An 11,933-nucleotide genomic window follows, 5' to 3' on the forward strand; every position below is an offset into this window, starting at 1 on the left:
CAGCGGTCAAAGCGAAGCCGACTGCCGCTCAGCGGTCAGAAGCCGAGTTTGCGGAGTTGCTTCGGATCCCGCTGCCAGTCCTTCGCCACCCGCACGTGCAGGTCGAGGTAGACCCGGGTGCCGAGCAGTTCCTCGATCTGCTGGCGGGCCCGGGTACCGACATCCTTGAGCCGGCTGGCCCTGGCCCCGATCACGATCGCCTTCTGGCTGGACCGCTCCACGTAGACATCGGCGTAGATCTTGGTCAGCCCGCCCTCGGGGATCATCTCCTCGACCACCACCGCGATGGAGTGCGGCAGTTCGTCCCGAACCCCCTCCAGAGCCGCCTCCCGGATCAGCTCGGCCACCAGGATCTGCTCGGGCTCGTCGGTGAGCATGTCGTCGGGATAGAGCTGCGGCGACGCGGGCAGGTACTTCGTCATCACGTCGACCAGGGTCTCCACCTGGTACCCCGAGACCGCGCTGACCGGGACCACCTCGGCGAACTCGCCGAGTTCGGTGGCCGCGAGGAGTTGCTCGGCCAGCCGCTTCTTGTCCACCAGGTCGGCCTTGGTCACCACGGCCAGCACCGTCGGCTTCAGCTCGGCCAACTCGCCGGTGATGAACCGGTCGCCCCGCCCGATCGGCTCGTCGGCCGGGATGCAGAGCCCGATCACGTCGACCTCGCTCCAGGTCTGCCGGACCAGGTCGTTCAGGCGCTCGCCGAGCAACGTACGCGGCCGGTGCAGGCCCGGCGTGTCCACCAGGACGAGCTGCGAGTCCGGCCGGTGCAGCACCGCGCGGATCACGTGCCGGGTCGTCTGCGGTTTGCTGGAGGTGATGGCGATCTTCTGGCCGACGATGGCGTTGGTCAGCGTCGACTTGCCGGCGTTGGGACGCCCGACGAAACAGGCGAACCCCGCCCGGTAACCGGCGACCTGGCGGATCGTCACTCCTGCACCGTGCCGAGCAGGGTGCCGTCCGGGGCGGCGACGTGGATCGGTGCGTCGCTCGCCAGGTCCCGTACGGCGGCGTGGCCAGCCCCGTCCAGCGTCGAGGCCTCGGTCACCACCGCACCGGCCTCCAGCCGGGTGGCCCCGGCGGCAACCGCCGAGGCGACCGCGAGCTGCAACGCGGTGATGGTCAACGACGGCAGCGAAACGCTTGCGGCGGCGTACGTCCGGCCGTCCTGGTCCCGCACCGCCGCTCCCTCGACCGCACCGATCCGGCCACGGGCGCCTCGGGCCAGGATCACCAGCTTGGCGTCCTCGGCGGTCAGGTCGACCGTCGCCGACGGGGCATGGCGCCCGGCCGGTGCGGCCGGTACGGGGGACGACTCAGGCATCGGCGGGCTGCCTCTCCTCGGACCGGGAGTGCTGCTCCCGAGTTGACTGGGTACCCCGAAGCTCGGGGTCGGTATGGGTCGGACGGTCCCGGTCGTCGGCCTCGGTCACCCGGCGGACCAGTACGGAGTCGATGTGGTTACGTCGGCCGGTGGTGCCCTCCGCGATCATGTGCAGCCCGCCCACGTCCGCCGCGGCGCCGGGAATCGGCACCCGGCCGAGCGCCTGGGCGAGCAGCCCACCGACGGTCTCCACCTCGTCGGCGGGGAGTTCGACGTCGAACAGCTCGCCGAGAGTCTCGACCGGCAGTCGGGCGGTGACCCGCACCTCGCCGTCGTCGAGCCGTTCGACGGGCGGGCGCTCGACGTCGTACTCGTCGGTGATCTCGCCGACGATCTCCTCCAGGATGTCCTCGATGGTGACCAGCCCACCGGTGCCGCCGTACTCGTCGACGACGACCACCATGTGGGTACGGGCCGCCTGCATCTCGGAGAGCAGGTCGTCGACCGGCTTGGACTCGGGGACGAACGTCGCGGTCCGCATGACGTCGGAGACCGCCCGGTCGTCGGCGCTGGCGTCGCCGCCCTGGGTCTGCCGGATCACGTCCTTGAGGTAGAGCACCCCGAGCACGTCGTCCACGCTCTCCCCGATCACCGGGATCCGGGAGAAGCCGGAGCGGAGGAAGAGCAGCAGCGCCTGGGGCAGCTTCTTGTGCGCCTCGATCCAGACCATCTCGGTACGCGGCACCATCACCTCGCGGACGATGGTGTCACCGAGCGCGAAGACCGAATGGATCATCTGCCGTTCGCCGTGCTCGACCACGCCGCGCTGCTCGGCCAGGTCGACCAGCTCCCGCAGCTCGACCTGGGTGGCGAACGGGCCCTCCCGGAAGCCACGGCCCGGCGTCACCGCGTTGCCGATCAGGATGAGCAGCGAGGCGAGCGGGTTCAGCACCCGGCCGAGCCAGCGGACCAGTGGCGCGGTGACCCGGCCGACGGTGTAGGCGTGCTGCCGGCCGATGGTCCGGGGCGCCACGCCGACGACCACGAAGCTGACCACCGTCATCGCGCCCGCGGTGACCAGGGCCGCGGTCCAGCCCGCACCGAAGGTGTCGACCGCGACCAGGGCGACCAGGACGGTCGCGGTCAGCTCGCAGAGCAGCCGCAACAACAGCAGCAGGTTGATGTGCCGGACCGCGTCGGTCGCGACGATCTGGAGGGTACGTGCGCCGCGTACGCCGTCCCGGGCCAGTTCACCGGCCTGGGCCGGCGAGACCGCGCCGAGCGCGGCGTCGGCCATCGCGAAGATCCCGGCGAGCACCACCAGTCCGGCGGCGAAGAACAGCAACTGGAGATCGGGTAGGCCGCCGGGCGCACCGGCGGATGCCAGGGACGCGGGCAGCGCCGCTAAGTGACCAGGCATCACTGGGCCCGCGTCGCGCGCCAGCTGTCGAGGAGCCGCGCCTGTAGCGCGAACATCTCCCGCTCCTCCTCCGGCTCCGCGTGGTCGTACCCGAGCAGGTGCAGTACGCCGTGCACGGTCAGCAGGTGCAGCTCGTCGTCGGACGAGTGCCCGGCCGCCGCGGCCTGCTTGGCTGCCACCTCGGGGCAGAGCACGATGTCGCCGAGGAGCGCCGGCTCACCGCCGTTCACCTCGCCCGGCCCGTGATCGACGCTGCCCTCGTCCATGGGAAAGGCGAGTACGTCGGTGGGGCCGTCCCCACCCATCCAGCGGTGGTTCAGCTCGGTCATGTACTCGACGTCGACGAGCAGCACCGACAGCTCGGCGAGTGAGTTCACACCCATCTCGTCGAGGGCGTGCCGGGCGACGGCGAGCACCGCGTCGGTGTCGACGGTGGTACCCGACTCGTTGGCGATCTCGATGGACAACTGGTTCCCCTGATGCACTTAGCGGCGACGGCCGGCGCGGCCGCCATGGGCGGTACGGCCTGGTACGGCGTGTACGCCCTGGCCCTGCTGGGCCTCGCGCTCGGCGTCCCAGCGGGCGTACGCGTCAACGATGTCACTGACCAGCCGGTGACGCACGACGTCGGAGCTGGAGAGCTGGGCGAAGTGCACGTCCTCCACGCCCTCCAGGATGTCGCGTACCACCCGCAGTCCGCTGGTCGTTCCGCCGGGCAGGTCGACCTGGGTGATGTCACCCGTCACCACGATCTTGGAGCCGAAGCCCAGCCGGGTGAGGAACATCTTCATCTGCTCGGGCGTGGTGTTCTGCGCCTCGTCGAGAATGATGAACGCGTCGTTGAGGGTACGACCGCGCATGTAGGCCAGCGGCGCGACCTCGATCGTCCCGGCGGCCATCAGCTTCGGGATCGAGTCGGGGTCGAGCATGTCGTGCAGCGCGTCGTAGAGCGGGCGCAGGTACGGGTCGATCTTCTCGTGCAGGGTGCCGGGCAGGAAGCCGAGCCGCTCGCCGGCCTCGACCGCCGGCCGGGTCAGGATGATCCGGTTCACCTGCTTGGCCTGGAGCGCCTGGACGGCCTTGGCCATCGCCAGGTACGTCTTGCCGGTACCGGCGGGCCCGATGCCGAAGACGATCGTCTTGCCGTCGATCGCGTCCACGTACCGCTTCTGACCCAGGGTCTTGGGCCGGATCGTGCGCCCGCGCCGGGACAGGATGTTGAGCGTCAACACCTCGGCGGGGCGCTCGGTGGTGCCCTGTTCGATCATGCCGAGAGTACGCCGGACGGCGTCGGTGGTCAGTGTCTCGCCTTTCTCGATCAACTCAAGCAGCTCGGTGAAGAGCCGCTCGGCGAACGCGTTGTCCCCGGGGGCACCGGTAAGGGTGATCTCGTTGCCCCGGACATGCACGTCACTGCTGATCGACCGCTCGATCAGTCGCAGGATCTCGTCGCCCGCGCCGAGCAGATTAACCATGATCTTGGAGTCTGGAACCGTGATCCTGGTCTGCACCCGGGTCTGCTGCCCGGGGGGTGGGGTACCGGTCATAGGTCGGGCCCGGGGCCCTGTGCCACCTGCTTCCGATCTCGGCGCCGCGCCTGGTGGCGCAACGTGCTGACGTTGTAGTCATCGTATCCGTTCAACGCCGACGGCACGCTGCCCATTTCCGCCCGGCGGTTAGGAAGGGCCCCTTCTTATACAAAAAGCGATAAGAAGGGGCCCTTCCTTTCACCCAAACGTCTCCTGGGAGCGGGTGAAGCGGTAGGTCGCCCAGTGCATCTTGATCACGTTGCCGTGTTCCGGGTGGCGGGTGAGGCGGAGGAGTTCGCCGGTTTCGCGGCCGGAGATCGTGCGGAGGATGTCGGGGTGGTCGGGGTGGTCGGGGAGGGGTTCGAAGATCGCTGGGGGGCGGCCGGGCGGGTCGGTGGCGCCGCGGGCCTGGAGGGTGCCGTCGTGCCAGGAGAAGACGTACTCGAAGCCCTCGCCCCACCAGCGGCCGAGCAGTCCCCGGTAGGGCTCGGGGGCGGGCTCGCCGGGGGTCCAGGGCGCGATGTCGGCGGGGTCGTCCCGGGCCGAGGCGGCGAGGAGTTGGTGCGACAGTTCGTTCACCGCGACCCCGGTGCCGGAGGAGCCGAGCACGGCACATCCCATCGCGCCCGGCGTACCGGCGCCGCCGCGCCGGCCGTAGACGCTGGCCAGGAAGCCGGGCATGGCGCCGTCGTGGCCGACGTGCAGCACCCGTTCACCGCCGGCCGACCGCCCCCGGCTGGACCGCTCACCCTGGGGCACCAGGATCAGGCCGAGCCCGAAACCGGCGGTCCAGAGCATCTCGTCGGTGACCGTCAGCGGCCAGCGCATCTCGTCGAGGGTGGTCGGCCGGAGCACCGCGCCGGCCGGGTCCAGCGCCGCCGGGTCGGCCAGGAACGCCGCCCAGCGCGCCATGTCGGAGGCGGTGCTCCAGAGCTGTGCCGCCGGCCCGAGCGCGCCGAGGTCGGTGTTCGGCTCCGGCCGGGCGTGGTCGGAATACGCGTCCACCAGGTACCCGGTCGCCGACTCCGGCCCCGGGGCGAGGCTGGTGTCGGAGAGCCCGAGTGGGCCGAGTACCCGGTCGGCGAGCACCTCCGCCCAGGTTCCGCCACGGATCCGCGCGACCGCCTGGCCGAGCAGCGCCGCACCGAGGTTGGAGTAGTGGAACCGCCGGGCCGGGGGTAGCACCCGCTCGGCCCGGGCCAGGTCGGCGAGGAACTCGTCGAGCTGCGGGGTGTGCAGGGTGTCCCACACGTCGCCGTACGGCTCGCGCTGCACGCCGGAGGTGTGCGACAGCAGCCGGCGTACGGTCAGCCCGCCGTGCTCGGGCACGTCGAGGTGGGCCCCGATCGGGTCGTCCAGGTCGAGCAGCCCCTCGTCGCGGCACTGGAGCACGAGTACGGCGGTGAAGGTCTTGGTGACCGAACCGATCCGGAACGTGGTCCGCTCGTCGAGTGGTGCGGCGCCGCCGCTGGACCCGACCGTGCAGGTCCACGGCGCGCGGTCGGCCCGGTACAGCGCGACGGAGACCGCGGGTATCCGCGACTCCACCTGCGCCTGCCGGACCATCCGCTCGAACTGTCGGCTCACCTCGGTCACATCTGCCCCCTCACCAAGATCGCCGATGATATCGCCTGGTCGTCGACCTGGTAGCCGGGCGGGTGGGAGGGAGGGAGGGAGGGAGGTGGGATGTGGCCGGGCGGGTGGGAGGGAGGCCGGGCGGGTGGGTGGCTCAGCGGGCGCGCATCGGGCCCAACGGCTCGCCGCCGAGCACGTGGGCGTGCGCGTGGAAGACCTCCTGGCCGCCGAACTGACCGGTGTTGAAGATCAACCGGAAGCCGTCGGCGAGCAGCCCCTCGGTCTCGGCCACCACCGCCGCGGTGCCGAGGACGTCGCCGGCCAGCGCGGGGTCGGCCTGGGTCAGCGTCGCCACGTCCGCGTAGTGCTCCTTCGGGATCACCAGCACGTGCACCGCCGCCTGTGGGTTGATGTCCCGGAAGGCGAGCGTGGTGTCCGTCTCCCGGACGACGGTGGCGGGAATCTGGCCCGCGACGATCCGGCAGAAGAGGCAGTCGATTTCCATCCCCGGAATCGTAGGGTGCGCCGGGCCGGTTCGTTGGCCGGCGGGCCGGGTGGCCCGATCGCGGGGGCGGCACGGGCGGCAGGGCCGGGTGCCGGATCGCGGCGCGGCCCCGGCATCATGATCGGATGACTGGACGAGCGGTACTGGTGACGGGGGCGTCCCGAGGGATCGGGCGTGCGGTGGCGACGGCGTTCGCCGAGAGCGGAGACCGGGTCGCGGTGCACCACCGCGACTCCGCACCGTTGGCCGAGCAGCTCGCCTCGGCACTGCCCGGCGACGGGCACATCGTGGTCCAGGCCGACCTGGCCGACCCGGCCGCCGTGCAGGCCATGGTCGACGACGCCGCCGCCCGGCTCGGCGGGCTCGACGTGCTGGTGAACAACGCCGGGGTGTTCGGTGCGGCGGACGACGCGCACCCGATCTTCGACCAGTCCTACGAGCAGTGGCAGCAGCAGTGGCACCGGACGATCGACGTCAACCTGTTCGGCGTGGCCAACACGATCTGGTGCGCCGCACGCCACCTGCGGGACAGGGGCGGGCGGATCGTGAACGTCTCGTCCCGGGGCGCCTTCCGGGGCGAGCCGACCCAGCCGGCGTACGGCGCCAGCAAGGCCGGGCTGAACTCGCTCGGCCAGTCGCTCGCGGTCGCCCTCGCCCCGTACGGCATCACGGTGGCCACGGTCGCGCCCGGCTTCGTGGAGACCGACATGACCAACGAACATCTCAAGGCACCCCGTGGCGACGCGATCCGGGCGCAGAGCCCGTTCAACCGGGTCGCCCGGCCCGAGGAGATCGCCGCCGCCGTGCACTGGCTGGCCTCGCCCGAGGCGGAGTGGGCCTCGGGCACCATCGTCGACCTGAACGGCGCCTCCTACCTGCGTACCTGAGCCCGCGCGGGGCTCGGGTGCGGGTCCGACGGATCACGCCGAACGGACACTGCTGGCAGGATGATCGATATCTGGGCCAGCGGAGGTGCGGGATGACGGTCGGTCGGCGGAACGAGACGGTGCCGGGCGGGGACGGAACGGCCATCGGCCGGGACGAGGCGGTGCACGAACGGGCGCTGGCCACACTGGACCTGGAGACGAAGGTACGGCTGCTGTCCGGCCAGGATTTCTGGACCCTGCCCGCCATCGCGGAGATCGGTCTCGACTCGCTGGTGATGTCGGACGGTCCGATCGGGATTCGCGGGGTCCGCTGGACTCCGGACGATCCGTCGGTCGCGCTGCCCAGCCCCACCGCGCTAGCCGCCACCTGGGATCCCGGGCTGGCCCGCCGCGCCGGTCGGCTGCTCGGTGCGCAGTGCCGGCGCAAGGGCATCCACCTGCTCCTCGCCCCCACCGTCAACCTGCACCGCAGCCCGCTGGGCGGACGCCACTTCGAGTGCTACTCCGAGGATCCGCTGCTCACCGCCGAGATCGGCGTCGGCTACCTGACCGGCGTCCAGGACCTGGGGGTGGGCGCCACCGTCAAGCACTTCGTCGCCAACGACTCGGAGACCGACCGGTTCACCGTCGACGTGCGGGTCTCCGAGCGGGCGCTCCGGGAGATCTACCTCGTTCCGTTCGAGCGGATCGTCGCCGCCGGGGCCTGGGCGGTGATGGCGGCGTACAACGGGGTCAACGGCAGCACCATGACCGAGCACGGCGGCCTGCTTCGGGACCTGCTCAAGGACGAGTGGGGCTTCGACGGGGTCGTCGTGTCCGACTGGACGGCCGCCCGGAGCACCGCGGCGACGGCCAACGGCGGGCTCGACGTGGTGATGCCGGCCGCCGGCGATCCGTGGGGCGCGGCACTGGTCGCCGCCGTACGCGACGGCACCGTCGCCGAGGCGGTCGTCGACGACAAGGTGCGCCGGGTACTCCGGCTCGCGGGCCGGTTGGGGCTGCTCGACGGCGTACCCCCGGCGGTGGACCCGGGCGAGCGGCCCAGCGCGGGAGACGGCGCCACCGTGGCCCACGAGGTGGCGACCCGGTCGTTCGTGCTGGCCCGCAACGGCGGCGACCTGCTGCCGCTGGACGCCAGCGGGCTGAGCCGGGTCGCGGTGCTCGGCGCGCTCGCCGACGACGCCCGGATCCAGGGCGGTGGCAGCGCGCTCGTCGCGCCGCCGCACGCGATCTCGCCGCTCGCCGGCCTGACCGCCGCGCTTCCCGACGTCGAAATCGGGTACGCGGTGGGCGCCGACCCCCGGCGCCGACTGCCGGCCGCCGGTGGCGTCCAGTGGACTCCGATCACCGCCACCCTGCGGGCGGCCGACGGCCGGGTGCTCTACCGGGCGGAGCTGGACCGGGCGACGGTGCGTTGGATGGGTGACCTGCCGGACGGGATCCGGCCGGCTGAGTTGGCCAGCATCGAACTCTCCGCCCGGTACACCCCGATGACCAGCGGCACGCATCAACTCGCGATCGACGGTTCCGGGCTGTTCACCCTCACCCTGGACGACGCCGAACTCTTCGACGGCCCGCTGTTCGACGAGGCGGAGGGTCCCGACGCGGTCTTCCCCTCCTCGGTCGAGCGCCGCTTCGACGTGCCGGTACGCGCCGGCGAGCCAGTCGACGTGCGGCTGACCCGACGGGTGGTCGACGGCCGCGCCGGGTACGTCTCGTTCACCCTCGGTCACGGTGGCCCGGTTCCGGGCCAGGGCGACGCGGCCGAGGCGGCGCTGCTCGACGAGGCGGTCCGGGTGGCGGCCGGCGCCGACGTGGCGGTGGTCGTGGTCGGCACCACCGAGGAGGTGGAGTCGGAGGGGTTCGACCGGACGTCGCTGGCCCTGCCCGGTCGGCAGGACGAGCTGGTGTTCCGGGTCGCGGCGGCCAATCCCCGGACCATCGTGGTGGTGAACGCCGGCTCCCCGGTGCTGATGCCCTGGGCCGACGAGGTGGCGGCGATCCTGCTCACCTGGTTCCCCGGTCAGGAGGCGGGCACCGCACTCGCCGACGTCCTGCTGGGTCGGGCCGAGCCGGGCGGGCGGCTGCCCACCACCTGGCCGCGCCGGGCGGAGGACTGCCCGGCGCTGGACACCACTCCGGTGGACGACGTCCTCGACTACTCCGACGGGATCTTCGTCGGCTATCGCGGCTGGCGGGCCGAACCGCTGTTCCCGTTCGGACACGGGCTCGGCTACACCGACTGGGACTACCGGTCGCTGACCGTCGAGACCGGGCCGGACGGGCCGGTCGCGGTGGTCACGGTCCGGAACACCGGCCGTCGGGTCGGCCGCGAGGTGGTGCAGGTGTACGTCGGCCCGCGCGTCGCCGAGCCGGACCGGCCGATCCGCTGGCTCGCCGGCTTCGCCGGTGTCGAGGCGGCTCCCGGCGAGTCGGTGACCGTTCGGGTGCCCCTGCCGGCGCGTACCGCACAGGTCTGGACGGCGGACGGTTGGCGGACCCGGACCGGCGGCTACCGGGTCGAGGCGGCCCGCAGCGTCGCCGACCTCCGGCTGACCGCCGACCTCGATCTTCTTGATCCCTGATCCCGGACAGGTCCCTCGACCGGCGGCCGGGTCTCACCAGCGATCAGCCTCACCAGCGGCCGAGGCGGGCCGAGAGTACGGACAGCGCGGCGACCCCGGCGGTCGAGGTCCGCAGCACCTCGGTGCCGAGCCGTACCGGGACCGCCCCGGCCGAGGTCAACGTGCCGAGTTCGGTTGGCGACACACCACCCTCGGGGCCGACCACCAGGACGATCCCGCCGGTCGTCGGCAGGTCCACTGTGGCGAGCCGGAGGTCCGCCTCCTCGTGCAGGACGAAACCGGCCGCCGCCTCGGTGATCCGCCGGGCGACCAGCCGGGTCGACTCGTCCGGTGCCGCCGGAGTTCCGGACACCACCGGCAACCAGGCCCGGCGAGCCTGCTTCGCCGCCTCCCGGGCGGTCGCCACCCACCGCTCGCGGGCCCGGACACCCCGCTCCCCGCGCCACTGCGCGACCGACCGCTCGGCCGCCCAGGGCACGATCTCGTCCGCTCCGACCTCGGTCATCGCCTGTACGGCCAACTCGGCCCGATCGCCCTTGGCGATGCCCTGTGCGACGACGAGCCTCGGGTCGGGCGGAGCGACGTACCGCCGGGCGGTGACGGTGGCCGTCAGGGTGCCCCGGCCGACGGCGGTGACGACGGCGCTGGCCGTGCCGCCGCGCCCGTCGGCGAGCAGCAGCTCCTCACCGGTACGCAGTCGTTGTACGGTCGCGGCGTGGTGCCCTTCCGGGCCGTCGAGGGTGACGACGTCATCGGACGGTAGCGACTCGACCAGGAACAACGGCGCACTCACGGCGAGCAGGTTAGCTCACCGGGAGTTCCGTGGCCGGGAAGTGGCCCGACACCGGAGCGGCCCGCCGGCCGGACCGGTTGTCCGGTCGCGGTCGGCGGGCCGTCCACCGGCTGTGCTCAGGCGTGGCCGTTGAAGGCGTCGCGCATCCGGGAGAAGAAGCCGCCCTGCTTGCTCAGCTCGGCGACCTCCTCGCCCCGGGTCTTGGCGAACTCCCGCAGCATCCGCTCCTGGTCGGCGTCGAGCTTGGTGGGCGTCCGGACGTCGAGGTGGACGTAGAGGTCGCCCCGGCCGGTGCCACGCAGGTGCGGAACGCCACGGGCCCGCAGCCGCAGCGTCGAGCCCGGCTGGGTCCCCGGCTTGACGTCGACCGGCTCGTCGCTGTCCAGGGTCTTGATGGTCAGCCGGGTGCCCAACGCCGCCGCGGTCATCGGAACGGTCACCCGGCAGTGCAGGTCGTCGCCCTTGCGGGAGTAGACGTCGTGCGGTCGCTCGTGGATCTCCACGTACAGGTCGCCGGCGGTACCGCCACCGGGGCCGACCTCACCCTGCTGGGCCAGCCGGATCCGCATGCCGTCCTCGACCCCGGCCGGGATCTTGACGGTGAGCGAACGCCGGGTCCGCACCCGGCCGTCGCCGGCACAGGTGGGGCAGGGGTGCGGGATGACCGTGCCGTAGCCCTGGCAGACGGTGCACGGCCGGGACGAGACGACCTGGCCGAGGAAGGTGCGCTGCACCGACTGCACCTCGCCCCGCCCGCCGCACGCCTCGCAGGTGGCGAGGTGGGTGCCCGCCGCCGTACCGGCTCCGGAGCAGGTGGTGCAGAGCACGGCGGTGTCCACCGCGATCGGCGCCTCGACCCCGAACGCCGTCTCCGGCAGGTCCAGTTCGAGCCGCAGGATGGCGTCGGCACCGGGCCGGGTACGCGGCCGTGGTCCCCGGGCGCCACCGGCGGCACCGAAGAACGCGTCCATGATGTCCTGGAAGCCCACGAACGGCCCCCCGGCACCACCCGGGCCCGCGCCGGGGCCGCCGCCCGGAGCGAGCGGGTCCCCACCAAGATCGACAATCTGCCGCTTCTGGTCGTCGGAGAGGACCTCGTACGCGGCGTTGATGTCCTTGAACTTCTCGTGTGCCTCCGGATCCGGATTCACGTCCGGGTGGTACTGCCGCGCCAACTTCCGGTAGGCACGCTTGATCTCGTCGTCGGAGGCGTCCCGGCTGACGCCGAGAATCCCGTAGTAGTCCTTGGCCACTGCGTTCCGTGTCCTCATGTCTGTCTCGCGTTACCGTCCGCCGGTCGTCTCAGGGTGGGTTT

General features: G+C 72.2%; 11 protein-coding genes. 2 read left to right on the forward strand and 9 right to left on the reverse strand.

Going from position 1 to position 11,933, the window contains the following annotated elements; all coding sequences use genetic code 11:
• Nucleotides 1-35 precede the first annotated feature (35 nt).
• The 7 genes from era to ACFP2T_RS37355 form a co-directional block, all read right to left on the reverse strand.
• A complete protein-coding gene (era, locus tag ACFP2T_RS37325; RefSeq protein WP_377430511.1) occupies nucleotides 36-932 on the reverse strand; it encodes a GTPase Era in 897 nt (298 codons plus the stop codon).
• The gene (locus tag ACFP2T_RS37330) at nucleotides 929-1,324 is read right to left on the reverse strand and encodes a cytidine deaminase (RefSeq protein ID WP_377430514.1); all 396 of its coding nucleotides are present in this window, start codon (nucleotides 1,322-1,324) and stop codon (nucleotides 929-931) included. Before ACFP2T_RS37330 ends, era begins: the two co-directional genes overlap by 4 nt.
• The gene (locus ACFP2T_RS37335; protein ID WP_377430516.1) at nucleotides 1,317-2,744 is read right to left on the reverse strand and encodes a hemolysin family protein; all 1,428 of its coding nucleotides are present in this window, start codon (nucleotides 2,742-2,744) and stop codon (nucleotides 1,317-1,319) included. Before ACFP2T_RS37335 ends, ACFP2T_RS37330 begins: the two co-directional genes overlap by 8 nt.
• Nucleotides 2,744-3,211: an rRNA maturation RNase YbeY gene (ybeY, locus tag ACFP2T_RS37340; protein ID WP_192771691.1), complete on the reverse strand. Its 468-nt coding sequence runs from the start codon at nucleotides 3,209-3,211 to the stop codon at nucleotides 2,744-2,746. The genes ACFP2T_RS37335 and ybeY overlap by 1 nt, the downstream gene beginning before the upstream one ends.
• 18 nt (nucleotides 3,212-3,229) lie before the next feature.
• Nucleotides 3,230-4,291 carry a PhoH family protein gene (locus ACFP2T_RS37345; protein ID WP_377430519.1) on the reverse strand — a complete coding sequence of 354 codons (1,062 nt, stop codon included), beginning with the start codon at nucleotides 4,289-4,291 and terminating at the stop codon, nucleotides 3,230-3,232.
• A gap of 180 nt (nucleotides 4,292-4,471) precedes the next feature.
• Nucleotides 4,472-5,869 (reverse strand): serine hydrolase domain-containing protein, encoded by a 1,398-nt coding sequence (locus ACFP2T_RS37350; protein ID WP_377430522.1) that lies wholly within the window; start codon nucleotides 5,867-5,869, stop codon nucleotides 4,472-4,474.
• 133 nt (nucleotides 5,870-6,002) lie between these two features.
• The gene (locus ACFP2T_RS37355; RefSeq protein WP_377430524.1) at nucleotides 6,003-6,353 is read right to left on the reverse strand and encodes a histidine triad nucleotide-binding protein; all 351 of its coding nucleotides are present in this window, start codon (nucleotides 6,351-6,353) and stop codon (nucleotides 6,003-6,005) included.
• 125 nt (nucleotides 6,354-6,478) lie between these two features.
• Between ACFP2T_RS37355 and ACFP2T_RS37360 the strand changes: the two genes are divergently transcribed.
• On the forward strand, nucleotides 6,479-7,240 hold the full coding sequence (locus tag ACFP2T_RS37360; protein ID WP_377430526.1) for an SDR family NAD(P)-dependent oxidoreductase: 762 nt from the start codon (nucleotides 6,479-6,481) through the stop codon (nucleotides 7,238-7,240).
• 92 nt (nucleotides 7,241-7,332) lie between these two features.
• Nucleotides 7,333-9,825 (forward strand): beta-glucosidase family protein, encoded by a 2,493-nt coding sequence (locus tag ACFP2T_RS37365; RefSeq protein WP_377430529.1) that lies wholly within the window; start codon nucleotides 7,333-7,335, stop codon nucleotides 9,823-9,825.
• 49 nt (nucleotides 9,826-9,874) lie between these two features.
• Here the strand turns inward: ACFP2T_RS37365 and ACFP2T_RS37370 are convergent, their stop codons facing one another.
• Entirely contained in the window at nucleotides 9,875-10,618 is a 744-nt protein-coding gene (locus ACFP2T_RS37370; RefSeq protein ID WP_377430532.1) for a 16S rRNA (uracil(1498)-N(3))-methyltransferase, read from the reverse strand.
• A 116-nt stretch (nucleotides 10,619-10,734) separates the two neighbouring features.
• Nucleotides 10,735-11,871, reverse strand: a complete 1,137-nt coding sequence (gene dnaJ, locus ACFP2T_RS37375; RefSeq protein WP_377430762.1) for a molecular chaperone DnaJ — start codon at nucleotides 11,869-11,871, stop codon at nucleotides 10,735-10,737.
• Nucleotides 11,872-11,933 lie beyond the last annotated feature (62 nt).

The sequence above is a fragment of the Plantactinospora solaniradicis genome (assembly GCF_042658085.1).
GTDB lineage: Bacteria > Actinomycetota > Actinomycetes > Mycobacteriales > Micromonosporaceae > Plantactinospora > Plantactinospora solaniradicis.

Excerpts from the sequence above, each read along its gene's own strand:
- ACFP2T_RS37330 (WP_377430514.1), bottom strand. The coding sequence starts at position 1,324 with ATGCCTGAGTCGTCCCCCGTACCGGCCGCACCGGCCGGGCGCCATGCC.
- ACFP2T_RS37335 (WP_377430516.1), bottom strand. The coding sequence starts at position 2,744 with ATGCCTGGTCACTTAGCGGCGCTGCCCGCGTCCCTGGCATCCGCCGGT.
- ACFP2T_RS37345 (WP_377430519.1), bottom strand. The coding sequence starts at position 4,291 with ATGACCGGTACCCCACCCCCCGGGCAGCAGACCCGGGTGCAGACCAGG.
- ACFP2T_RS37355 (WP_377430524.1), bottom strand. The coding sequence starts at position 6,353 with ATGGAAATCGACTGCCTCTTCTGCCGGATCGTCGCGGGCCAGATTCCC.
- ACFP2T_RS37360 (WP_377430526.1), top strand. The coding sequence starts at position 6,479 with ATGACTGGACGAGCGGTACTGGTGACGGGGGCGTCCCGAGGGATCGGG.
- ACFP2T_RS37365 (WP_377430529.1), top strand. The coding sequence starts at position 7,333 with ATGACGGTCGGTCGGCGGAACGAGACGGTGCCGGGCGGGGACGGAACG.